Genomic DNA, 22911 nt, shown 5'->3' on the forward strand with positions numbered 1-22911 from the left:
CTGATGACCGGGCCGCCCGCCGTCGTTTGCGTCTCTTGCCTCTTAGTCGATGACGTTTAGCGCTGTCTGCCAGTTGAAGGATTCGTAAGCCGGATTCATCTGCAGCCCGATCATCAGCAGTTGGATCCCCTCCAGCTCGCGGGCGTGCCGGAGCGCGCCGACCTGCAGCGGCCGGAGGCCTGCCTTGGCGGCAAAGGATGCCACCTCGTTGCGGGCCTGCTCCGAGTCGGAGGCGATGAACACGTCCAGTTGCCGGCCGCCTACCGACCCCTCCGCCAGGGGCCCGGCAAAGGTTGTGTTGAAGGCCTTCACCACCCGGGCGCCGGGCAGCAGCCGGGCCACCTCCTCCGCCGCCGAGGTGCCGGGCTCCACCAGCAGCGAGTCCCCGGTCTCCATGTTCACCGGGTTGCTGATCTCCACCACGGTCTTGCCGCTGAGGGTGTCTCCGTAGTGCGCCGCGACCTCCTTGGCCGGCCCGAAGTACAGGGCAAGGACCACGATGTCGCCCTCGGGGACGTCGCCCAGGCCGCCGGAGCTGGTGTCGGCGCCGAGTTCCGCCGCCAGCCGGGCCGCGTTGTCCGGGCTGCGGTCCAGGATCTGGATGGATTCCCCGGCCGCGGCCGCCCTCAGCCCGATGGCCCGGGCCATGTTGCCGCTGCCGATGATGGTGATGTCTGTCATTGCGCACTCCCTGGTGAAAGCCGTGGCTGGCCGAGTGCACCGGCGGAACGCTCGGCCTCGGCCAAGGCGGTTTCCAGCCGCGCCACGGCGTCGCTGTAACTGGGTCCGTCCGCCCGGCCAGGCCCGCCGGGACCTGCGCTCCCGCCGCGGCCGGCAACGGGCCGCAGCAGTTCCGCCCGCCGCATGGCCTTGAACAGGGCAGAGGTCTCCGGGTGCCGGGCGTCGCTGAGCTGCGGGTAGTCGATGCAGAGGGCTGGATCCAGCTCGTAGCGCTGCCAGCGGGCCAGCACCTCTCCGTGCCGGGCCGCGGCCTCAGCGTCCTCAGCCGTCGCCCGCCTGCCGTCCTGCCTCATCCGCTGCCGGAGCAGGAACGCCGGGGTCCAGCGGAAGCTGGCCACCGCCGAAGCTATGGCGACGGCGGCGAGCATCAGACCCGCCGCGGGCGAGGCGAGGGCGCCCAGCAGGACCGCGGGCGCCACCACGGCCACACCGGCGAAGACGTCCCAGAAGACGGAGTCGGGGAGGGTCGCGGGGTCGGCGTGGTGCTTGCGGGCCAGAGCGGCGGACCCGGCGGCGCCCATGGCCACCACCAGGGTCAGGGCCAGCAACTGCCACAGCCCCGTCACGGCAAACATTGCAGGAAACGGCATCGCGCACCTCCCGCGGAACCCCCGGGCGGGTGCGTTCCGCTCCTTCCATTGCAGGTCATCCGGGCCGGGCCGTCAATGGCGCAAAGTCCCCAGTGGGGCCGCTCGCACCCGTTCCCAGGGCGGCGGCCGCCGCGTAGCCTAGGGCCCATGCGACTGAAAATGTGCAGTATACATGTCAAGGACCCGGCCGCGGCCCACGAGTTCTACACCGGCATTCTCGGCTTCGAGACCATGATGGCCATGCCGGAGCACAATCTCTACATCATCAAGGACCCCCAGGGTGCGGCCACGGTGGGGCTGCTGCTGGAACCCAGCGACAACCCGATCGGCGCCTCCTACATGAACGCCGTGCACGACGCCGGGCTGCCCGCGATCGTGTTCGGGGTGCCGGATGTGCGGGCGGAGTACGAGCGGCTCACGGCCAAGGGCGTCATGTTCCTGACCGAGCCCTCAGACGGTCCCGGTGGCACCACGGCCATCCTCGACGACGGCTGCGGCAACTACGTCCAGCTGCACCAGGACTAGGCCCGGCGCCCGCCGGTCGTGTGGGCTGGGCCCGCCGTTTCGACGGTTCCCTGCCGGATCGACGTCCGGAGACGTCGAATGTGCGGCCAACCGTCTAAATGGACGACGGTTGCCGGGCGCGGCCAGCTTACGGCCGCCCGGGTCCTACTCGGTGCGGGCCTTCTTGGCGGCCTTCTTCGCCGCCTCGTCCTTGACCCGCTGGGCCTCGGCGCGGACGGCGGCGTGGGTGGCACGCTCGGACACCAGCCAGGCCGGGGGAGCCTGCAGCAGCGCGGTGATTTCCGCCGTCGTCAGCGCTTCCTCGACGCCGCCGCGGGCCAGGCCGCTGATCGAGACGTTGAGCTTCTGCGCGACCACGGGACGCGGGTGCGGGCCGTTGCGGCGCAGTTCGGCCAGCCACTCCGGCGGATTGGCCTGGAGCTCGGCGAATTCCTCACGGGTAATGACCGAATCCTGGAACTCCTGGGGCGTGGCGGGCAGGTAGATGCCAAGTTTCTTGGCAACGGTGGCCGGCTTCATGGACTGGGAGTTTGCAGAGGTCATGGTTAAAGGGTATCGGTCGGCGCGCCCGCGGGGCACCAATGCACCCACTCCCGGGAGCGACGCCGGGATAGACCCCGGTGCCGCCCCCGCGCGCCGGAGGCCCGGGCGGTACTGTGAAGCTGTGCCCGCAGCAGAAGAAACCACCCAGCCCCATGACGAGTCCGCGCCCCAGCCCCGGGAGCTGCGCTTCGCCTACGTGGCCGGGGTGACGCCCGGCAAATGGATCCGCCGCTGGGAGGAGCGGATGCCGGACGTGCCGCTGGGCTCCTTTATGACCGACGACGCCGCCCAGCTCGCCGTCCTGCGCGACGGCTCCGCGGACCTGAGCTTCGTCCGCCTGCCGGTGGACCGAGAGGGCCTTAGTGTCATCCCGCTCTACGAGGAACAGCCCGTGGTGGTGGCGCCCAAGGGCCACGAAATCTCCCTCTTCGAGGAGGTGGCACTGGAGGACCTGTCCGCCGAGACGTTCCTGGACGTGGCCGACCTCGGCGGTGCCGAACCCGCCCTGCAGGTGGTAGCCTCCGGCGCCGGGCTGGTGATCCTGCCGATGTCCGTGGCGCGGCACTTCAACGTCAAGGACACCGTCGCCCGGCGTCTCACCGGAGCTCCCGTCACGCAGATCGCCCTGGCCTGGCCCAGCGAGTCCACGGACGAGGTGATCGAGGAGTTCATCGGGATTGTCCGAGGACGCACCGCCGCCAGTTCCCGGCAGCCCTCTGCCCAGCAGGAGAAGCCCAAGCGGGCGCCCAAGCCGGACCGCCGCGGACCGGCCGTGAAGCAGCCCAAGGTTGCCCAGCGCTACGCCCCGAACCCGGACAAGGGCCGGGGCAAGGGCTCCCGCAAAAAGGGAAAGCGCTAACCCGCATAGAAAATTGTTGAACAATCCTCATTCATGGTGCATCCTAGGTAGGAAGCAACCTTGAGACGAGGATCACACATGGCCACCACCGGGCTGAACACCATTGACCTGAACAGCGACGTCGGCGAATCTTACGGGCGCTGGAGCCTCGGCGACGACGCCGCCATGTTCCGCTCCGTCTCCAGCGCCAACGTCGCCTGCGGCTTCCACGCCGGCGACCCCAGCGTGATCCGCCAGACCTGCCGGGACGCCGTCGCCGCCGGGGTCACCATCGGCGCGCACGTCGGCTACCGCGACCTTGCCGGCTTCGGCCGCCGCTTCGTGGACATCGACCCGGGCGAACTCGCGGACGACGTCGTCTACCAGATCGGCGCGCTGCAGGCCCTCGCCGCCGCGGAAGGCGGCAAGGTCACCTACGTCAAGCCCCACGGCGGCCTCTACAACGCGATCGTCTCGCACACCGCCCAGGCCAAAGCCGTCGTCGACGCCGTGAAGTCGGTAGACCCGGGCCTGCCCATCCTGGGGCTGCCCGGCTCCGAGGTGCTGCGCCTGGCCGAGGCCGCCGGTCTCCGGGCCGTCACGGAGGCCTTCGCCGACCGCGCCTACAACCCCGACGGAACCCTGGTATCGCGCACCCGCCGGGACGCCGTCCTGCACGACCCCGCCGAGGTTACCGAACACGTCCTCCGGATGGCCACGGACTCCGCCGTCCGCGCGATCGACGGCTCAATCCTGAAGATCCGCGCCGAAAGCATCTGCGTCCACGGCGATTCACCCGGAGCCGTGGCCATGTCGGCTGCCGTCCGCGCCGCCCTCAACGACGCCGGCATCGGCACCGCCGCATTTGTCTAGGCCCGTGATGACCCAGACAACGGGGGAGGCACTGCAGGCCGGAACGGGCAAGGTGGCCGGCGTCCGCCCTGCCGGGACCCGCGCGGTCCTCGCCGAACTCGCCGGCACCGGAGACGTCCTGGCCCTCCAGGCCCTGCTCCAGGAACACCCGCTGCCCGGCCAGGTGGACGTGCTGGCCGCCGCGCGGACGGTCCTGGTCACCGCCGACTCCCCGGCCTCCGCCCGCCGCATCGCCGCCACCCTCCCGGAACTCGACCTCACCGCCCCGGTCCAGCGCGACGGCGGCCTGGTGTTCATCGACACCGTGTACGACGGTGAAGACCTCGCCGAGGTGGCCCGGCTGACCGGGCTGGGCCCCGACGGTGTCGTGGCCGCCCACACCGGCCAACTCTGGACCGTGGCCTTCGCCGGGTTCGCCCCCGGCTTCGGCTACCTGCTGGGTGAAGACACCGCCCTGGAAGTGCCGCGCCGCAGCTCGCCCCGCACCGCCGTGCCAGCCGGTGCCGTCGCCCTGGCCGGCACCTACTCCGCCGTCTACCCGCGCCGTTCACCGGGCGGCTGGCAGCTGATCGGACACACCACCGCCCGGATGTGGGACCTCGGCCGGGACCAGCCCGCCCTCGCCGCCCCCGGCCAGCGGATCCAGTTCCGCGCGGTCCGGGAAAGCCTGGACATCACCCCCAAATCCGCACCGGCCGCGGACGTTGCCGCCGACGCAGCGGCGCAGGAAGCCTCCTCCGGACTTCGCATCATTTCGCCCGGGCTGCAGAGCCTGATCCAGGATCTGGGCCGCACCGGCCACGCCGGCCTGGGCGTATCCGCGGCCGGGGCCCTGGACCGAGCCTCGCTCCGCCGGGCCAACCGCCTGGTGGGGAACGCGGCGTCCGCCGCCGTGATCGAGACGGTGGCCGGGGGATTGCAGGTCCGCGCCGTGGGCGACCAGGTCCTCGCCGTCACCGGTGCCCCAGCCGGGCTGACCATCACGGCCGGTGACGACGGCGCGGCGCCCGACCGGACCGTGCCCATGGCCACCCCGTTCGCGCTGCTCGACGGCGAGACCCTGACCCTCGGCGCCCCCGCCAGCGGGTTCCGCAGCTACCTGGCCCTGCGCGGCGGCGTCGACGTCCCGCCGGTGCTGGGCAGCCGCTCCACCGACACGCTCGCCGGCCTCGGGCCCGCCCCCCTGGCCGCCGGGCAGGCCCTGGCCGCCGGCGGCAGCGCAGAGTCGGGCGTGGTGGGCCACCCCGAGATCCAGCCCGACTTCCCCGATGAGGGCGTGACCGTGCTCGACGTCGTCCCCGGACCCCGCTCGGATTGGTTCGACCAGGCCGCCCTGGACGCCCTCACCGCCCAGGAGTGGACCGTGAAGCCGCAGTCCAACCGCGTGGGCATGCGGCTGGACGGTACGCCGCTGCGCCGCACCCGGGACGGGGAACTGGCCAGCGAGGGGACCGTCTCCGGTGCGCTTCAGGTCCCGCCCGAGGGCCTGCCCGTACTCTTCCTGGCCGACCACCCCGTCACCGGCGGGTATCCGGTGATCGCCGTCGTCGTCGACGAGCACCTTGACCGGGCCGGGCAGGTCCCGATCGGCGGAATCATCCGCTTCCGCTGGGCCGACAGGGACAGCGCCAGCGACAACCCAACAGTCTCCGACACAGAAGTGAGTTCCTGATGCGCAAGGTCCTGATCGCCAACCGAGGAGAGATTGCCGTCCGGATAGCCCGGGCCTGCGACGACGCGGGGCTCGCCTCCGTGGCCGTGTACGCCGACGTCGACGCCGACGCCCTCCACGTCTCCGCAGCCGATGAGGCCTACGCGCTCGGCGGCAACTCGCCGGCTGAGACCTACCTCAGCATCCCCAAGCTGCTCGCCGCGGCCGCCTCGTCCGGCGCCGACGCCGTGCACCCCGGCTACGGCTTCCTCTCCGAAAATGCAGACTTCGCCCGGGCCGTCCTGGACGCCGGGCTGACCTGGATCGGGCCGTCGCCGGAGGCCATCCTGCTGCTGGGCAACAAGATCACCGCCCGCGAGACGGCGGTCCGGGCCGGAGCCCCGTTGGTGGCAGGCAGCGACGGCCCGGTCGGCTCAGCGGCGGAGGCCCGCGCCTTCGCCGAGGAGCACGGCCTGCCCATGGCCATCAAGGCGGCCTTTGGCGGCGGCGGCCGCGGCCTGAAGGTGGTCCGCTCCCTCGACGAGGTCGAGGAGGCCTTCGATTCCGCCGTCCGCGAGGCCGTCGCCGCCTTCGGTCGCGGCGAGTGCTTCGTAGAGCGGTACCTGGACCGGCCCCGCCACGTCGAGGCCCAGATCCTCGCCGACACGCACGGAAACGTGGCCGTCGTCGGCACGCGCGACTGCTCACTGCAGCGACGCCACCAGAAGCTGGTCGAGGAGGCCCCGGCACCGTTCCTGACCGATGAACAGACCCGGCAGATCTACGACGCCGCCAAGGCCGTCTGCCGGGAGGCCCGCTACACCGGGGCCGGGACCGTGGAGTTCCTCGTCGCGGCCGACGGGACCGTGGCCTTCCTTGAGGTCAACACCCGCCTGCAGGTGGAGCACCCGGTCACCGAGGAAACCACCGGCGTGGACTTGGTGCAGGAGCAGTTCCGGATCGCCGCCGGAGAGCCGCTGGGCCTCGACGGCGACCCGGCACCCCGCGGCCACGCCTTCGAATTCCGGCTCAACGCCGAGGATGTGGGCCGTGGGTTCCTGCCCTCTCCCGGTACCGTCACCGGTTTCAACGGCCCTACCGGCCAGGGCATCCGGCTCGATTCCGGGGTGCGCGCCGGCTCGATCGTGGCACCGCAGTTCGACTCGCTCCTGGCCAAGCTGATCGTCACCGGCGCGGACCGGCAGCAGGCCATCCGCCGTGCCCGCCGTGCCCTCGCCGAACTGGAGATCACCGGCGTCGCCACCGTGCTGCCCTTCCACCGAGCCGTCCTCGACGCCGAGGATTTCACCGCCCCCGACGCCCTGAAGGTCCATACCCGCTGGATAGAGACGGACTTCGCGGACCGGATCCCGGCCGACCCCAACTACAGCCCGGCCGCACCCGAGGGCGCGCGCCGCACCATCACCGTTGAGGTGGACGGCAAGCGCCTCGCCGTCGGGCTCCCCGGGGAGCTGCTGGACGGGTGGATGCGCAGCGGGAACGGCGTCGCCGCTGCGCCCGGCGTGAGTGCCCGCGACGACGTCGCCGACTCCGCCGGCCGTGGGGATGCCGACCCGGCCGAACTCCGCGCCGACATGGCCGGCACCGTGGTGAAGTGGCTGGTGGAGCCCGGGACCGAGGTCGCCGCCGGCGACGCCGTCGTGGTCCTCGAGGCGATGAAGATGGAAACCCAGGTCTCCGCGCACCGGGACGGGACGCTCACCGATGTCCGGGCGGACGCCGGCGGCACCATCAGTGCCGGAGCAGTCCTGGCCCTGATCGGGTAGCGGCCGGCGGGCAGTCCGGCCCTACCGGCGCCTTCGGTCCAGTCCGATGCTGGGGGAATCAGCCCCACATCGAGAACGGAGGCGGACCATGTCTGTCTACAGCCTGGGGATCTGGCTGGTGCATCCCGGCCGCGAAAACGACTTCGTCCAGGCCTGGCGGGACCTGGCCAGGAAGACGCAGGAGGACTATCCCGGCGCCCAGGCCGTGCTGATGCACGACGAGGACGTCCGCCAGCGCTTCATCAGCACCGGCGCCTGGGAGTCCCTGGAGCAGATCGAGCAGTGGCGCGCCTCGGAAACCTTTACCCACGGGCTGGCCGCGATCCGCCCCATGCTGGAGCACTTCGAGGCCCGGACCCTGGACGAGGCGGCGCGGATCGGCTGAGGCCGGAAATGCGGGTGGGGCGCGCCGCCACAGCGACGCGCCCCACCCGGTAAAACGAAAAGCTGCTTAGGCGTCGCGCAGCGGACGGCGCGCCAGCCAGGCGGCCACGATGGCCCCCGAGACGTTGTGCCACAGCGAGAACACGGCCGAGGGCAGGGCGGCCAGGGCGCTGAAGTGCGCGGTGGCCAGCGTCGCGGCCAGGCCGGAGTTCTGCATGCCCACCTCGAACGCCAGGGCGCGGCGGGCCTTGTCGTCCAGGCGGCCCAGCTTGCCGGCGAGATAGCCGAGGCCCAGGCCGAAGCCGTTGTGCAGGACCACGGCGAGGAAGACGATGCCGCCGGCGGCGACGATCTTGCTTGCGCTGCCGGCCACCACGATCGCCACGATCAGGGAGATCACCACTGCCGAGGCCCACGGCAGGGCCGGGAGGACCTTGGCCACCGCGCGCTTGAGGAACAGTCGCGCCAGCAGGCCCGCGACCACGGGCAGCAGCACGGTCTTGACGATGTCCAGCACCATTCCGGCGGCGTCGATCTGCAGGTAGGAACCGGCCAGGAACAGCACCAGCAGGGGAGTGACAACCGGGGCGATCAGCGTCGAGACGGAGGCGACGGCAACCGAAAGGGCGACGTCGCCCTTGGCCAGGAAGGCCATCACGTTCGAGGCGGTGCCCGACGGCGCGCAGCCCACCAGGATGACGCCGACGGCGAGTTCCGGCTCGAGGTGCAGCGCCTGAGCGATCAGCCAGCCGGCCCCCGGCATGATGACGTAGTGCGCCACGATGCCCAGCACCACGGCCCACGGCCGCTTCGCCACGGAGGCAAAATCCGGCGGAGTGAGGGTCAGCCCCATGCAGAACATGATGATGCCGAGCAGATACGGGACGCTCGGTGCGAGCGGCTTGAAGGCGCCCGGTGCCAAGAAGCCCACGACGCCGGCCACCACCACCAGGAGCGGGAAGACCGTAACGGCGATGCGGGCGATCCGGGCCTCGGCGGCGAGGGCGGGATTGGCCGGGGTGTCCGCGTCGGCGCGGGAGTCTGAAGATTTAGTTGCCTCAAGCATCCAAGAATGGTGCCATTCGGCGCGCCCGCGGGGCCACTTTGTGACCGGGGGGGCGGGGAGTGTGTCAGGCGGGGCTAGGCGGTCCTGCGGCCCAGCATGGCGATGAACTCGTCCGCCTGGGCGAGGTTGCGGGCCATCTTGGCGCGCTGGATTTCGGCGCGCTCCAGAAATGCGGCGAGGGGGGTGGTGGCGGCGGGGGTGTCCGCGCCGAGCAGGGCCAGGATCTCAGCCATTTCCTCCAGGGAAAATCCGAGCGGTTTCATCTGCTTGATCACCATCAGCCGTTCGGCGTCGGCCTCCGAATAGACGCGGAAGCCGCCATCGGTGCGGGCGGACGCGGGCAGCAGGCCGACGTCGTCGTAGTGCCGGATGGTGCGCAGGGACAGGCCCGTGCGTTCCGCCAGTTCGCCGATGTGCATGGTGGTGCTGTTGGCCGTCATGAAGGTCTCCGTCCGTTCGACGTTCAACTCTACCATCACGTTAGGGTAGAGTTGGTGGTAACGCGGTGTGATGGCCAAGCCGTCCCGCTCTTCTCAGGCGCAGTGAGGCGCCCGTAATCGACGCATTCAAGCATTCGCCAGACCCGGGCAGGTCCCGGGATCCGTGGCGCCCCGGCGCCCCATCAGAAACGGAGCCAGCAGTGGCCGTGACAACCGCCGTGCCCGCACCCGCCCAAACGCCAGAAGAACGTCAGTCCGTCCGGGCCACCTTGGCCTCCCCGCGGCGGCTGAAGACCGAGGTCCTCGGCGGCCTCGTCGTTGCCCTCGCGCTGATCCCGGAGGCGATTGCGTTCTCGATCATCGTCGGCGTCGATCCGCGGATCGGCCTCTTCGCCTCCTTCACCATGGCCGTCACCATTTCGATTGTGGGCGGCCGTCCCGCCATGATCTCCGCCGCCACCGGGGCCGTGGCCCTGGTGATGGCACCGCTGGTCGCGTCCCACGGCGTGGACTACCTCATCGCGGCGGTCATCCTCGCCGGCATTTTCCAGATTATCCTGGGGCTGTCCGGTGTGGCGAAGCTGATGCGGTTCATCCCGCGCTCGGTCATGGTGGGCTTCGTCAACGCCCTGGCCATCCTGATCTTCATGTCCCAGGTCCCGGAACTCCTCGGCGTCCCCTGGCTGGTGTACCCGCTGGCGGCCCTCGGCCTCGTGATCGTCTTCGGGCTGCCGAAGCTGACCACCGCCGTCCCCGCCCCGCTGGTGGCGATCGTGGTGCTGACGCTCATAACCGTGCTGGCCGCCGTCGCCGTCCCGACCGTGGGGGACAAGGGTGCACTGCCGGATTCGCTGCCGTCCCTGCTGATCCCGTCCATCCCCTTCACTGTCGAGACGCTGCAGATTATCTTCCCGTTCGCCCTGGCCATGGCCTTCGTGGGGCTGCTGGAGTCGCTGATGACGGCCAAGCTGGTCGACGACATTACCGACACCCGCTCGCCCAAGTCCCGCGAGGCCTGGGGCCAGGGCGTGGCCAACATCGTGACCGGCTTCTTCGGCGGCATGGGTGGTTGCGCGATGATCGGCCAGACCATGATCAACGTCAAGGCCTCCGGCGCCCGCACCCGGATCTCCACCTTCCTGGCCGGCGTCTTCCTGCTGATCCTGGTGGCGGTGCTGGGCGGCATCGTGTCCCTGATCCCGATGGCGGCACTGGTGGCGGTGATGATTTTCGTGTCGGTGGCCACCTTCGACTGGCACAGCATCCGGCCCCGCACCCTGAAGATGATGCCCAAGAGCGAGACCGCGGTCATGGTGGCCACGGTCATCGGCACCGTCGCCACCCACAACCTGGCAGTCGGCGTCGGCGTCGGGGTGCTCGTGGCCATGGTGCTGTTCGCCCGCCGCGTGGCGCACTTCGTGACCGTGGAACGCACGGTTTCCACCGCGGGTGGCCATGACACCGCCACCTACACGGTGACCGGCGAGCTGTTCTTCGCCTCCTCGAACGAGCTCTATACGCAGTTCGACTATGCGCTGGACCCGGAGTTCGTGGTGATCGACCTGCACGCGTCCCACCTCTGGGACGCCTCCACGGTGGCGGCGCTGGATGCGATCACGGAGAAGTATCGCCACCACGGCAAGGACGTGAAGATCGTGGGTCTCAACGACGCCAGCGTCCGGATGCGGGAACGGCTCGGCGGGAAGCTCGGCGCCGGGCACTGATCCCCGACGGCGTGCCCCGGGTCTGAGTTCAGGGCCTACGTCCCGGGCTTCGAGTCCTTGCCGTCGAGCCACAGGGTGTCGGTGGCATCGCTGTGCGCGCCCGTTGTGCCGACGTGCTTGGCGCTGATGCCCGGGCCGTGCTTGAACACATGCACCAGGGCCATCCCGTGGCCGCGGCCCAACCCGTAGTCGGCCTTGAGCCAGTCGAGGATTTCCCCGGCCTTCACGGAGGTGCCCGTCAGGCCCCGCTGGTGGGCGGCATTGAGGAACTCCCTGGGGGTGAGTCCGGTTTTAGCCTCGATGGAGTCAAGGTAGGCCTGAAATGACATCGATGTCCCTTCGTTGGACCGTCTTTTGAGCGTTTGGGGGCCACTCTAGGCACGGGGCGGGGGCCGCGCCAGAGCCGGAGGGGCCCTCCATGCGGGCCTTCGAGGGCTTCCGGCGGGTTTCGGGCGGGCCTCCGGCGGGTCCGACGACGTGCGTCCCATCCCGCCCGCCCGCGGATCATCGTGGCGCGGCATGCCGCCGGGTGTTTTACTAAGGCCATGACTGACGCCACGCTGCACGCCAACGAACCGCACGACGAGAGCATTGCCGCCAGGCTGAACTGGTTGCGGGCCGGCGTCCTCGGCGCGAATGACGGCATTGTTTCCGTCGCCGCGACCGTGGTGGGCGTGGCAGGTGTAACGAACGATGTCACCCCCATCCTGGTGGCCGGCGCGGCCGCCGTCGTTGGTGGCGCGGTATCTATGGCTCTTGGGGAATATGTCTCCGTCAGCAGCCAGAGCGACAGCCAGCGAGCCTTGATCGAGAAGGAGCGCCGCGAATTGGCGGAGGATCCCGAGGGCGAACTGGCGGAGCTCGCCGCGATCTACCAGGCGAAGGGACTCTCGGCGGCTACGGCCCAGACGGTGGCACGGGAATTGACCGACCATGACGTGCTGGGTGCGCACCTTGAGGCCGAGCTGAAGATCGACGAGCACGAGGTGGTCAGCGCCTGGCACGCCGCCATGGCCTCGGCCATCGCCTTCACCGTTGGCGCGATCCTGCCGTTCCTGACCATCATCCTGACCCCCGCGGAGGTGCGCATCCCGCTGACCTTCGTCGCCGTCGTCATTGCACTGGCCATCACGGGCACCATCAGCGCCAGGATCGGCGGCAGCTCCAAGCGGAAGGCCACCCTGCGCCTGGTGATCGGCGGTGCGCTGGCCATGGCGTTCACCTACGCCGTGGGCCTGCTGCTCGGCACCACCGGCATCGCGTAAAGCCCCTGCCGGAGGTCAATGACAGCGGCGGCGTCGCCCTGAGGCGTTCCCTCGGGTGGGTCAGCGGGAGAGGACGATGCTGGCGGACACCGCCGCGGCGAGCAGGAGGACCGCACCGGCGGCCGTGCGGAGCAGGGCGGCGGACGGGGCGTCGGTGCCGCGCCGCAGGACCCGGGCCCGGACAATGACGCAGCCCGAGATCAGCACCGTTGCCGCCGCGGCGGCCGCGGCGGCAATTCCGAGGCCCAGCGCGTAGCCGCCGGGTCCGCCCTGTTCGGGGATGTGTTCCTGGCCGTGTTCCAACCCAAGGTGAGTGAGCCAGGAGCGCCAGATGAAGAAGTCCGCCACCAGGAGCGCCAGCAGGGTCCGCCGCCAGGCCAGTGAGGTCCGCTCCGGCTGGAGGCCGGGGTCCCGGCCCGGGACCGTTCCGCCGTCGGCCGCGGCGCTCATCGGCCGAGCAGGATCAGGACTGCGAAGACGACGGCGGCCGCGGCGATGACTCCGGTCATCGCCACCAGCAGCCAGGCATGCGGGAGTTCGCGGTTGTTCCGCATGGCTTGTTCCTGCAGGGCCCAGCGGCGGTAGGCCTCGACGGCCAGCAGGGCGCCAATGACAGAGAGCACCAGGCACAGCACCACCCGCACAGGCTGGGGTGCGATCTGCGGCGTGAGCTGGTCGATGGCGATGGCCCCCGCGAGGAGGGCCATCGCGGTGCGGATCCAGGCCAGGAAGGTACGTTCGTTGGCAAGGGAGAACCGGTAGTCGGGCATCTGCCCCTCCCGACGCCAGCCGGGTTCGCGGGACAGGATCTTCTTCACGGGACTCCCTTCCCCGGCCTGAGGGCCGGCGGCGGCCTGGGTGGCCACCGGATCTAGGCTAGCCCGGACATGGCAATGGCGGGGGAGCCGACCAGGTCAGCACCCCCGCCATTGCCGGGTTACGCGGTACTTAGACGCGCGAGGATCGTCCACGGACGAAGTGGAAGATCAGGACGATGACGGCGACGACGAGCAGCAGGTGGATGAACCCGCCGCCGATGCTGCCGAGCAGGCCGAGCAGCCAGAGAACGGCCAGGATGATCGCGATCCAAAGCAACATGATGACTCCTTGATGACTCTTTGGGTGAAGATATGGATGGTTCTTGGTGAGTCCCGGCCCGGGGGCCGCTTCAGAGGAAATAGTAAGGGTGCTTGCGATCTTTTGCCAAGCGGCGCGCCGATGATGCGTCTGGCATGGATCCGCAGGTCAGGTGGGTCAGCCCGTGCGGCCGCCGGTGCTCCGGAGCCTGTTCCTAGAACTGGGTGGTTCCCCGCAGCCGCCGCGGCCTGCCGTCCGGGTCGACGACGAGACGGTACAGCGGTTCGGCCCAGAGCCGCTGCAGCCGGGTCACGGTCTCGACGGAGTGGCGGCGTACCTGGCCCGCGTGGCGGGGCCCCGGGCGGCCGCCGTCGTGCCAGTTCTGCAGCGCGGCCGCCGTCCCCTCCCAGAGGCCGGCCCAGGAATCGGCGTCGTCCATCCGGGGGTCGGCCGGGTCCAGGCCCAGGTGCTCGGCCCAGAGTTCGTGCCGGAGCTCCCGGGCCAGGGCCGGGGCCACAACGGCGCAGGTCAGTTCGCTGTCCGTGGTCCAGGACCGGAGGTTGAAGTTATCCGAACCGCAGGTGAACCAGGTGTCGTCGATGATGCAGACCTTGGCGTGGACGTACACCGGGGTTCCGGCGGCATTTTCCAGGTCGAACACGGACACCCGGTCCGGGGCGGCCCGGTGCAGCCGGTGCAGGGCCTTCAGCTGGCCGAGCCGGCGCGGCGGACCGCCCAGGGTGCCGTCCGAGTCCGGGTAGCGCGGCACGACGGCGATCACCCGAAGGTCGGGATTGCGTTCCAGGGCCGCGGCGATCCCGTCCGCCACCTCGAGGGACCACAGATACTGGTCCTCGATGTAGATCAGCGACCTCGCGCGGCCGAACGCCTTCGCGTAGGCGCGGGCGATGCTGCGTTCGCCGTCGGGCGCGAACGGGAAAGGCGGCCGCTTCACCCCGTAGGTGCGCAGCAACTGGACCGCGTGGCCACCCGCCGGCCGGGGCGGCGGGGCGGTCTCCGGCAGCGGTTCGGGATGCCGCGGCATCCGGGCCAGGCGCTGCAGCAGCATTCGGTAGGGGGTCTTGCGGTCCAGGGGGTGGGGGTCGTTCCAGCGTTCGGCGAAGGCGGCCAGCACGTCCGCCACGACGGGACCGCGCAGCTCCAGGGCGGCGTCATGCCACGGCGGGCGGTCACCATAGCGCGGGTCCATCTCCACGGCCTGCGGATCCCCGGCGTGGCCGGCATCGTCCCTGCGGCTGTGCGACAGGTCCAGGCCGCCGACGAACGCCACATCCCGGGCCGGATCATCCCGGCGACGGATCACCACCAGTTTCTGGTGGTGGGAGCCAAACATCCGCACCCGCTGGTCGAGCAGGACTTCGCCGCCGGCGTCGTTGATCTCGCGGCCCAGCAGCTCGTTGGAGCGGCCGCTGATCGGTGCGGAGATGCGCTCACCGTGGGAGCGCCACACCAGGCCGCGGACCTCGACGCCGGAGCGCGCCAGGGACGACAGCAGGTCGCCGATGGTGGGGCCGCCGGCCACCAGGCGCTCGTCGGCGTCGCCGCGCCAGTCCGTGAACCAGACGCGGTCGCCGGCGGTCAGCGAGGACAGTTCCTCGTACAGGCGGGCGAAGTAGGTGGCCCCGTGCACCAGGGGCCGAACCAGGTTCCCCTCCGACCAGGCGGGACCTCCGTTCCGGCCGTCCTGGACCTCGCTGGCGGGGTTTCCCCGCTCCGGTCCGCTGAGGAACCATGCACCGGCGTCGCTGTCCATCCAGACCTTCTTTCGGCTGTCGGGGCGGGAGGTAGCCTGCCGCCTGCCTCCAAAGGTAGCCGCTGGCGCGCAGATGACGGCTAGTCTCGAAGCACACCGCCCCTGATACCGCCGGAGGAACCCGCACCCATGACCGCCGACAGTCCCACCATCCTCGCCACGTCCGGCGGCCTGCGCCCCGGCACCCGGACCCGTTTCGAGTTCAACAAACTGGTGCATCACGCCGTCGAACTGTCGGGGGTCTCCGGGCGGGCGCCGCGGATCAGCCATGTCGGCACGGCCAGCGGCGACCAGCGCCGGTTCAGCCACGAACTCAGCGAGGCCGGCAGGGTAGCCAAGTTCGACCTCAGCCACCTGAACCTGTTCACCATGCCGAACGTCGGGAACATCGAGGAATACCTCTTGGGCCAGGACGTCGTCTGGGTCAACGGCGGCTCGGTGGTCAATCTTCTGGCGGTCTGGCGCGCACACGGCTTGGACAGCATCTTCCGCCGCGTCTGGGAGGCCGGCGTCGTCCTCGCCGGGGTCTCCGCCGGGTCCATCTGCTGGTTCAAGGGAGGCACCACCGACTCGTTCGGCCCGGAACTCCGGGCCGTGGACAACGGGCTGGCACTGTTGCCGTACGACAATGGCGTCCACTACGACTCCGAGGCCGCGCGCCGTCCAGCGGTGCACCGGCTGGTGGCCGACGGCACGCTGGGGAGACGCACTGCACCGACGACGGCGTCGGCCTGGTCTACCGCGGCCCCGACCTCGCCGACGTGGTCACCGAAGCCCCAGGCAAGGCGGCCTACCGGGTGCGGCTCGAGCGGCCGGGAACACCCGACGCCACCGTGGTCGAGGAGAAACTGGAGCCGACGGCCCTCTAGCTCCGCTGTGTCCTACCCCTTGGTGAGTCGGTAACGCTCGATCTGCTTCAGGCGGCGCAGCAGGCTGTCCCGGCGGGGGTGCGGCACCGTATCGGCGGGCTCGGCCGTGAGGTCGATGTGAGCGTGGCCGTACTCCCAGAGCAGCAGGTCATCGAGCAGCCGATCCGGCCCGGGCGAGTAGCGGTGGTCCAGGGCCTTGCGGACCTCGGTGATGCGGGCAGCGCTCAGCAGCCCCGCGAGTTCCACGGTCTGGTTCAGCCCGTGGGCCGCCATCAGTTCCGCGGCCCAGCCCCAGTCGTCGTCGACCTTCCGGTCAACGTGCGGCAGCAGGGTCCGCCAGACGTCGCGGATCCGGTTCGGCGTCAGCTGCGCGGCGCCCTCGCCCTCCATGTCCCAGTAGCTGCGGACCTCCTCGTAGCGTTCGTGCAGGTCCGCGAACGCGCTTTCCACGGTCTCGAGCATCGCGGCGGTCGCGGTGAACTGCCGGTCGAACTGCGGGGTCCAGGCGCGCGGGTCCTCGGCCTTGAAGCGGATGTCGTGCTCGATCTCGCTCCAGGCGTGGGCGAAGACCGTCCGGATCTGGCATTCGAAGAAGTAGCTGCCGTTGGGCTGGGCCTCCGGGTTGAAGACCTGCTGGTACTCCTTGACCGCCTCATTCTGGATGCTGCGCAGGATCAGGTGCCGGCTGGAGTACCCGTAGGTCCCCGACTCGATCGAGCCGATGTCCTTTTCCCGGTCACCGCGGCAATCGAAGAGCTGCCGCTGCCGCTTGATCAGGTTGGCAACGACGGCATTCTCCGCCGGAAGCTTGGTGATCACCCGGATTCCCACCATGTCATTGAGCGTCCGGAACGGGTCCGGGAATTTCAGCACCGGCGGCGCCCCGGGTTCCACGGATTCCTCCACCCGGGAGATCTTCTCCCGGAAGGATTCCACCGTCTTGGTCCGTCCGGTGACGAACAGCGGGGTCACCTCGGTGCCCTTCAACATGGTCCGCAGCGTCAGCAGCACGTCCCGGGTCACGAGTTTCAGGGCAGGGCGGACCCGCTCGTAGAGCTCCACGTTTTCCTGCACCGATTCGCGCAGTGCGGGGTCCAGACGGTCCCAGTTGCTTGCCATGCGCCCCAGCATACGGTGCGGCACCGACAGCGTGCCCGGACCCCGCCGCCCTCCGGTTCCCCGCGGAGACGTCCGCCCGGGCCTCCGCCGTCCGGCCTCGGGCCCACGGTAGGCTCTGGGCATGGCTGATCTGCGGCGTCGGGTGTTGCTCGGTGCCGCGGCTACGGCGGCTCTGGGGGCCGCCGCCGTGGCATGCTCACCCGGCCCCCGGGAGGACACCGTGAAGCGGCAGAAGTATCACTACGGGGACGACCCCAGCCAGTGGGCCGAGTTGTTCCTGCCCGGCGGCACCGAAACCAGGGGCGTGGCGGTGGTCATTCACGGCGGCTACTGGCGTTCCCAGTACGGGGCCGAACTGGGCGAGCCGCTGGCCAAGGACCTCGCGAGCCACGGCATGGCCGCCTGGAACCTCGAGTACCGACGGGCCGGCAACGGCGGCGGCTGGCCGCAGACCTTCGCGGACGTCCTGAACGGCATCGACAAGCTCCGGGATGCCGCCGGCGAGCACGGCCTGGGCCTGGACCGCGTGGTGGCGCTGGGCCACTCGGCGGGCGGCCACCTGGCCGTCTGGGCCGCGGGGCGGAGCCGGCTGGGCGCGCTGGGACTTCCGGACGCGGACCGGCAACTGCAACGCAACGACGACGGCGCCGCGGTGCACCTGACGGGCGTGGTGAGCCAGTCCGGGCTGCTGAACCTGGCCGAGGCAGACCGGCTGGACCTCAGCAACGGGGCCGTCAGCAACTTCCTGGGCGGCTCTTCGGAAAGATACCCCAAACGGCATAAGTATGCGGACCCCATGACCGCTGTGCCCTTGGACGTGCCCGTCGTCGCGCTCCACACCACGGAGGATGACACCGTCCCGATCAGCCAGTCCGAGAGCTATGCCGCCGCCGGCCGGGCCGCCGGAGCCGCGGTTCAGCTGGTCAAGGTCCCCGGCGACCACTTCGCCCTCATCGATACGAAGGCGCCGGCCTACCGGAAGTCGCGGGAACTGGTCCAGCAGCTGCTCGCCTGAGCCGGCGGCCGGACCGGCCATCGGTGAGCCGGGCCCATCGCCTAGACTGGAGTCAGGTGCGCCGGGAAGTCTGGTCGGCATGAATTCGTCGACCCAACCGTGAGGACTTCCCAGATGAGCCAGACACCCACGACCCCTTCCCCGCAGCCGCCGGGCCCGGGGACGCCGGGACCGAAGCAGCCCGCCTCCCGTCCCGCCCTGTTCAGCCGCGGCAGCTACGCCGAATCACTGCGCATCGGCGAAATCCTTCGCAAGGAAACCGTCGGCGGCGCGCTGCTGGTGGCCGCCGCCGTTGTCGCCTTGATCTGGGCGAACTCCCCGGCGTCGGGGAGCTACTTCGCGCTCCGCGACCTGACCATCGGCTACGAACCCTGGCATCTGAACCTGAGCCTCGGCGCCTGGGCAGCGGACGGGCTGCTGGCGATCTTCTTTTTCCTGGTGGGGCTCGAACTCAAGCGCGAGTTCATTGCCGGCGACCTCCGGCAATTGAGCAAATCGATCGTCCCGGTGGCGGCCGCGGCCGGCGGTGTCCTGGTGCCGGCGGTGCTGTACGTGCTGGTGAACCTGGGCAACGCCGAAACGCTCCGGGGCTGGGCCATTCCCACCGCAACGGACATCGCGTTCGCCGTTGCCGTCCTGGCGATCATCGGCTCGCACCTGCCCAGTGCCCTGCGGATCTTCCTGCTCACCCTTGCGGTGGTGGACGACCTGATCGCCATCACCATCATCGCGGTGTTCTATTCCGGGGAATTGCATGTGCTGCCCCTGCTGCTGGCGCTCGTGCCGCTGGGCCTCTACACGTTCCTGGCCCACCGGTACCGGCGATTCTTCGGCCTGAAGGCTCCCGCCGCCTGGCTGATCCTGCTGCCCCTGGGTGTCATCACCTGGGCCCTGGTCCACGCCTCCGGAATCCATGCCACGGTGGCCGGCGTGCTGTTGGGCTTTGCCATCCCGGTGATCCGTTCGCAGGCCAGCGGTGGACCCGAGGCCGGGCCCGGCCTCTCGGAGATTTTCGAGCATCGCTTCCGGCCCATCTCGGCCGGCGTGGCCGTCCCGGTCTTCGCGTTCTTCTCCGCCGGGGTGGCGGTCGGCGGCTGGGAGGGCCTGGGCTCGGCGCTGACCGATCCGGTGGCTCTGGGCATCATCGTGGCGCTGGTCCTCGGGAAGCCGATCGGCATTCTGGCGACCACGTGGCTGCTGACCAAACTGACCCGCGCGCGGCTGGACGGCTCGCTGCGCTGGATCGATATCACCGGGGTGTCCATCCTCGCCGGCATCGGGTTCACCGTCTCGCTGCTGGTGGCAGAGCTGAGCTTCGGCCAGGGCAGCCCCCACGACGACCACGCGAAGGTTGGCATCCTGGCGGCCTCCTTCATCGCGGCCCTGCTCGCCAGCGCGGTGCTCACCACCCGGAACCGGCAGTACCGGATCGCGGAGGAAGAGGAGCGCCGGGATTCGGACCAGGACGGTATTCCGGACGTCTACCAGCAGGACGCGGCGGGTTCCTGACGACGGCGGCGGGTTCCTAATGACGACGGCGGCCGGGGCGGGGCGCGACGTCGGCCCCGCCTTGCGGTCGTTTAGCGCCGGTGGTCCGTGCCGCGCATCCGCAGGGCTACCACCACGCCGGACGCCGCGGTGAGGGCGGCCACCACCATGATCGTCGACGGAATCCCGTAGACGTCGGCCAGGATGCCGGACAACAGTGCGCCCACGGCGAAGCCGCCGTCGCGCCAGAGCCGGTAGACGCCCACGGACCGTGCCCGCCAGCCCGGATGGGCGACGTCGCCGATCGCTGCCAGCAGCGTGGGGTAGACCATGGCCGTCCCGACGCCCATCAGCACGGCGGCGGCCAGCCAGACGCCGAACCCGTGGCCCGCCGCGACCATCACCAGGCCCGCCGCCTGCACGCCCATCCCGCCGGCGATCAGCCACTTCCGGCCGAAGCGGTCGGACGCCGCCCCGGTGACCAGCTGCACCGCGCCCCAGACCGCCGGGTACACGGCGGCCAGGATCCCCACCTGCTCCAGCGGCAGGCCTGCGCTGGTGAACAGCACCGGAAACAGTCCCCAGGCGAGGCCGTCGTTGAGGTTGTTCACCATCCCGGCCTGGCTCACCGCGGACAGGGAGCCGTCCCGGAAGCTGGTGAGCGTGAAGACCTCGCGGCTGCTGAGTCCGCCCGAAGCAGCGCCCGCAGCCGGACCCGCCGCCGCACCCGGCTGGGTCTCCGCCACGGAACCGGTGCGTGATGCCGCCTCGGCCTTGGCGTGGTGGTGCGTTTCGCGGACGGTGAGGATGGACAGGCCCAGACCCACGGCAATGAATGCGGCGCCCAGCAGGAACGGGGCCGGCCGCAGGCCGTAGGTCGCCGCGAGATAGCCGGTGAAGAGTGCGGTGCCGGCGACGCCCAGGTAGCCTGCCGCCTCGTTGAAGCCCATGGCCAGGCCCCGGCGGTGCGGTCCCACCAGATCCATTTTCATCACCACGGTGGTGGACCAGGTCAGGCCCTGGCTCAGGCCCAACACGACGTTGGCGGCAACGATCCAGGCCCAGTTGGACCCGAAGATCAGCAGCAGCGGCACCGGGAGGGCGATGAGCCAGCCGGCCACCAGCACCGGCTTGCGCCCGAACCGGTCCGACAGTGTTCCGGCGGCGTAGTTGGTGGCCGCCTTGGCCAGCCCGAAGGCCAGAATGTACGTCAGGGCGGCGCTGTAGGAGTCCAGGTGGAACACGTTGCCGGCCAGCAGCGGCAGCACGGTGCGTTCCTGGCCCAGGGTTCCGCCCACCAGGGCGTTGACCGCCACCAGCAGCAGGAACTGCGGGAGGTTGCTGCGCAGGCCAAGGATGACGGAGGAACCGACGGCGTCGCGGCGCGAGGCATGGCTGGGGGCGGGAGTCGACATGCCTCAATAATATACCCCTGGGGGTATTGCTAGAAAGTGGCCCGGGAGCGGCGCCGTGCAGGATTCTCTGGCAGAGTATGACCATGCTCACAGTCATTGGCGAGGCCTTGGTAGATGTCGTCCAGCGGTCCTCCGGCACCCAGGCCCACGTCGGCGGCAGCCCCTTGAACGTCGCCATCGGTTTGGCCCGGCTGGACCACCCGGTCCAGTTCATCGGCCGCTACGGACGGGACGAGTACGGCGACGCGGTGGCGGCGCACCTGAAATCCGGCTCCGTGCTGCTGCCCCTCGGCCCCGATGACTTGCCCACCTCGGTGGCGACGGCGTTGATCGACGACGCCGGTGCGGCCAGCTACACCTTCGACCTCGCCTGGCAGCTGCCGAACCTGACCGAGCGGCTGCCGCTCATGCTGCAGGGCACCACTCTGCTGCACACCGGTTCCATCGCCACCATGCTGGCGCCCGGCGCCGCCGCCGTGTTTGCCGCCGTCGAACGCGCCCATCCCTCCGCCACGATCGGCTTCGACCCCAACTGCCGCCCCAGCATCATCACCGACGCCGTCTATGCCCGGCACCAGGCCGAAAAGTTCGTCGCCCTCGCAGACGTCGTCAAGGCCTCGGACGAGGACCTCGAATGGCTCTACCCCGGCGTGGATCCGCTGGATTCGGCGCGGCGCTGGCTCACGCTGGGCGGCTCCGAGGGCCCCGCGCTGGTGGTGGTCACCCGCGGAGCGGACGGCCCCTGGGGCGTCAACGCCGACGGCGAGGCGCAGGCGCCGGCGCCCCGGGTCAAGGTGGCGGACACCGTGGGCGCGGGGGACTCGTTCATGGCGGCGCTGCTGTCCGGCATCGTGGACCGCGGCCTGGACGGCGCGCAGAACCGCGGCGAGCTGCGCTCCCTTTCCGCCGGCAGCCTGCGCGAACTCCTGGTGCACGCCGCCGCGGCCGCCGCCGTCACCGTCTCCCGGGCCGGCGCCAACCCGCCCGGCCGCGCGGAACTCTCCGCAATGGAACTTGGTAGCGTGAACACCAGCACGGCCCCGTAAGCTCCCGACCTCCGCGTTAGACCTGAAAGGCAGCCATGACCTCCCACGACCCGTATGCCCCGCTCCCGGACGTTCCCGCCTTCGACCTCCGCAGTGAATCCTTCGCCGACGGGGAGACCCTCCCGCCGCCGCAGCGCAGCGGGCTCATGGGTGCCGGCGGCGAGGACGAATCCCCGCAGCTGAGCTGGAGCGGCGCCCCGGAAGGCACCAAGAGCTACGCCGTCACCGTCTACGACCCGGACGCTCCGACGGCCAGCGGCTTCTGGCACTGGGCCGTCCTGAACATCCCCGCGGACGTCACCTCGCTGCCGGCCGGCGCGGGCTCCAAGGACGGCGCGCACCTGCCCGAGGGCGCCCTGCAGCTGAAGAACGACGCCGGATTCGCTGGCTTCGTGGGGGCAGCGCCGCCCAAGGGCCACGGTCCCCACCGCTATCTCGTTGTGGTGCACGCCGTCGACGTCGAACACCTCGACGTCGACGCGGACGGCAGCCCCGCCTTCCTTGGCTTCAACCTCTTCAGCCACAGCATCGGACGGGCCCGGCTGACCGGCATCTACGAACAGCACTGAGATTTTCCGAACAGCACTGAAGCGTCGGGGGGCCCGGGCCCCCCCCCCCGCCCCCCCCCCGGCGAGGCGCGAGAGGGGGGGGGGGGGAGGATTATAGAGGGACAATAAAAAT

At 70.4% G+C, this 22911-nt stretch carries 24 protein-coding genes and 1 pseudogene; 13 read left to right on the forward strand and 12 right to left on the reverse strand.

Going from position 1 to position 22911, the window contains the following annotated elements; genetic code table 11:
* Window positions 1-42 precede the first annotated feature (42 nt).
* Both AB0305_RS18000 and AB0305_RS18005 read right to left on the reverse strand, forming a co-directional pair.
* On the reverse strand, window positions 43-681 hold the full coding sequence (locus AB0305_RS18000) for an NAD(P)-binding domain-containing protein (RefSeq protein ID WP_364138019.1): 639 nt from the start codon (window positions 679-681) through the stop codon (window positions 43-45).
* Window positions 678-1331 (reverse strand): hypothetical protein, encoded by a 654-nt coding sequence (locus AB0305_RS18005; protein ID WP_364138017.1) that lies wholly within the window; start codon window positions 1329-1331, stop codon window positions 678-680. The genes AB0305_RS18000 and AB0305_RS18005 overlap by 4 nt, the downstream gene beginning before the upstream one ends.
* Before the next feature lie 147 nt (window positions 1332-1478).
* Between AB0305_RS18005 and AB0305_RS18010 the strand changes: the two genes are divergently transcribed.
* Complete coding sequence (locus AB0305_RS18010; RefSeq protein ID WP_290257077.1) at window positions 1479-1856, forward strand: VOC family protein; 378 nt, start codon at window positions 1479-1481, stop codon at window positions 1854-1856.
* Window positions 1857-2000: 144 nt separating this feature from the next.
* Here AB0305_RS18010 and AB0305_RS18015 read toward each other — a convergent pair whose 3' ends face one another.
* Window positions 2001-2399, reverse strand: a complete 399-nt coding sequence (locus AB0305_RS18015) for a DUF5997 family protein (protein WP_290257076.1) — start codon at window positions 2397-2399, stop codon at window positions 2001-2003.
* A gap of 121 nt (window positions 2400-2520) precedes the next feature.
* Here AB0305_RS18015 and AB0305_RS18020 point away from each other — a divergent pair, with 121 nt between their 5' ends.
* The 5 genes from AB0305_RS18020 (at window position 2521) to AB0305_RS18040 (ending at window position 7933) form a co-directional block, all read left to right on the forward strand.
* Window positions 2521-3258, forward strand: coding sequence for a LysR family transcriptional regulator substrate-binding protein (locus tag AB0305_RS18020; protein ID WP_364138014.1), 738 nt, complete (start codon window positions 2521-2523; stop codon window positions 3256-3258).
* A 93-nt stretch (window positions 3259-3351) separates the two neighbouring features.
* Entirely contained in the window at window positions 3352-4110 is a 759-nt protein-coding gene (locus tag AB0305_RS18025; protein WP_364138447.1) for a 5-oxoprolinase subunit PxpA, read from the forward strand.
* A 7-nt stretch (window positions 4111-4117) separates the two neighbouring features.
* Window positions 4118-5782, forward strand: a complete 1665-nt coding sequence (locus tag AB0305_RS18030; RefSeq protein ID WP_364138444.1) for a 5-oxoprolinase/urea amidolyase family protein — start codon at window positions 4118-4120, stop codon at window positions 5780-5782.
* Window positions 5782-7548: a biotin carboxylase N-terminal domain-containing protein gene (locus tag AB0305_RS18035; RefSeq protein ID WP_364138012.1), complete on the forward strand. Its 1767-nt coding sequence runs from the start codon at window positions 5782-5784 to the stop codon at window positions 7546-7548. Before AB0305_RS18030 ends, AB0305_RS18035 begins: the two co-directional genes overlap by 1 nt.
* An 88-nt stretch (window positions 7549-7636) precedes the next feature.
* On the forward strand, window positions 7637-7933 hold the full coding sequence (locus AB0305_RS18040) for an antibiotic biosynthesis monooxygenase (RefSeq protein WP_290257070.1): 297 nt from the start codon (window positions 7637-7639) through the stop codon (window positions 7931-7933).
* Window positions 7934-7999: 66 nt separating this feature from the next.
* Here the strand turns inward: AB0305_RS18040 and AB0305_RS18045 are convergent, their stop codons facing one another.
* The gene (locus AB0305_RS18045; RefSeq protein WP_290257067.1) at window positions 8000-8998 is read right to left on the reverse strand and encodes a bile acid:sodium symporter family protein; all 999 of its coding nucleotides are present in this window, start codon (window positions 8996-8998) and stop codon (window positions 8000-8002) included.
* A 74-nt stretch (window positions 8999-9072) separates the two neighbouring features.
* A complete protein-coding gene (locus AB0305_RS18050) occupies window positions 9073-9474 on the reverse strand; it encodes a MerR family transcriptional regulator (RefSeq protein ID WP_290257066.1) in 402 nt (133 codons plus the stop codon).
* A gap of 164 nt (window positions 9475-9638) precedes the next feature.
* Here AB0305_RS18050 and AB0305_RS18055 point away from each other — a divergent pair, with 164 nt between their 5' ends.
* Window positions 9639-11162 carry a SulP family inorganic anion transporter gene (locus AB0305_RS18055; protein WP_364138009.1) on the forward strand — a complete coding sequence of 508 codons (1524 nt, stop codon included), beginning with the start codon at window positions 9639-9641 and terminating at the stop codon, window positions 11160-11162.
* 35 nt (window positions 11163-11197) lie between these two features.
* Here AB0305_RS18055 and AB0305_RS18060 read toward each other — a convergent pair whose 3' ends face one another.
* Window positions 11198-11491, reverse strand: coding sequence for a DUF4287 domain-containing protein (locus AB0305_RS18060; RefSeq protein WP_290257064.1), 294 nt, complete (start codon window positions 11489-11491; stop codon window positions 11198-11200).
* A 216-nt stretch (window positions 11492-11707) separates the two neighbouring features.
* Here AB0305_RS18060 and AB0305_RS18065 point away from each other — a divergent pair, with 216 nt between their 5' ends.
* Window positions 11708-12427 (forward strand): VIT family protein, encoded by a 720-nt coding sequence (locus AB0305_RS18065; protein ID WP_364138007.1) that lies wholly within the window; start codon window positions 11708-11710, stop codon window positions 12425-12427.
* 60 nt (window positions 12428-12487) lie between these two features.
* Here AB0305_RS18065 and AB0305_RS18070 read toward each other — a convergent pair whose 3' ends face one another.
* The 4 genes from AB0305_RS18070 to AB0305_RS18085 all read right to left on the reverse strand — a co-directional run bounded on the left by AB0305_RS18070 (window position 12488) and on the right by AB0305_RS18085 (window position 15278).
* A complete protein-coding gene (locus AB0305_RS18070; RefSeq protein ID WP_364138005.1) occupies window positions 12488-12877 on the reverse strand; it encodes a DUF202 domain-containing protein in 390 nt (129 codons plus the stop codon).
* The gene (locus tag AB0305_RS18075; protein WP_364138003.1) at window positions 12874-13245 is read right to left on the reverse strand and encodes a DUF202 domain-containing protein; all 372 of its coding nucleotides are present in this window, start codon (window positions 13243-13245) and stop codon (window positions 12874-12876) included. The genes AB0305_RS18070 and AB0305_RS18075 overlap by 4 nt, the downstream gene beginning before the upstream one ends.
* A 130-nt stretch (window positions 13246-13375) precedes the next feature.
* Window positions 13376-13525, reverse strand: coding sequence for a lmo0937 family membrane protein (locus AB0305_RS18080; RefSeq protein ID WP_290257060.1), 150 nt, complete (start codon window positions 13523-13525; stop codon window positions 13376-13378).
* 193 nt (window positions 13526-13718) lie between these two features.
* Window positions 13719-15278 carry a phospholipase D-like domain-containing protein gene (locus AB0305_RS18085; protein ID WP_364138001.1) on the reverse strand — a complete coding sequence of 520 codons (1560 nt, stop codon included), beginning with the start codon at window positions 15276-15278 and terminating at the stop codon, window positions 13719-13721.
* Window positions 15279-15407: 129 nt separating this feature from the next.
* On the opposite strand from AB0305_RS18085, the pseudogene AB0305_RS18090 reads away from it, so the two are divergent.
* A pseudogene (locus AB0305_RS18090) lies at window positions 15408-16147 on the forward strand (peptidase E).
* A gap of 12 nt (window positions 16148-16159) precedes the next feature.
* Here the strand turns inward: AB0305_RS18090 and AB0305_RS18095 are convergent.
* A complete protein-coding gene (locus tag AB0305_RS18095; RefSeq protein ID WP_364137999.1) occupies window positions 16160-17266 on the reverse strand; it encodes a (p)ppGpp synthetase in 1107 nt (368 codons plus the stop codon).
* A 220-nt stretch (window positions 17267-17486) separates the two neighbouring features.
* On the opposite strand from AB0305_RS18095, the gene AB0305_RS18100 reads away from it, so the two are divergent.
* Both AB0305_RS18100 and nhaA read left to right on the forward strand, forming a co-directional pair.
* The gene (locus AB0305_RS18100; protein WP_364138441.1) at window positions 17487-18281 is read left to right on the forward strand and encodes an alpha/beta hydrolase; all 795 of its coding nucleotides are present in this window, start codon (window positions 17487-17489) and stop codon (window positions 18279-18281) included.
* Window positions 18282-18395: 114 nt separating this feature from the next.
* Window positions 18396-19790, forward strand: coding sequence for a Na+/H+ antiporter NhaA (nhaA, locus tag AB0305_RS18105; protein WP_364137997.1), 1395 nt, complete (start codon window positions 18396-18398; stop codon window positions 19788-19790).
* A gap of 71 nt (window positions 19791-19861) precedes the next feature.
* On the opposite strand, the gene AB0305_RS18110 is transcribed toward nhaA, so the two are convergent.
* On the reverse strand, window positions 19862-21184 hold the full coding sequence (locus tag AB0305_RS18110) for an MFS transporter (RefSeq protein ID WP_364137995.1): 1323 nt from the start codon (window positions 21182-21184) through the stop codon (window positions 19862-19864).
* Between the two features lie 83 nt (window positions 21185-21267).
* Between AB0305_RS18110 and AB0305_RS18115 the strand changes: the two genes are divergently transcribed.
* Window positions 21268-22230, forward strand: a complete 963-nt coding sequence (locus AB0305_RS18115) for a carbohydrate kinase (protein WP_364137993.1) — start codon at window positions 21268-21270, stop codon at window positions 22228-22230.
* 35 nt (window positions 22231-22265) lie between these two features.
* Window positions 22266-22799, forward strand: a complete 534-nt coding sequence (locus AB0305_RS18120; RefSeq protein ID WP_364137991.1) for a YbhB/YbcL family Raf kinase inhibitor-like protein — start codon at window positions 22266-22268, stop codon at window positions 22797-22799.
* Window positions 22800-22911 lie beyond the last annotated feature (112 nt).

This window comes from Arthrobacter sp. NPDC080086 (genome assembly GCF_040702285.1).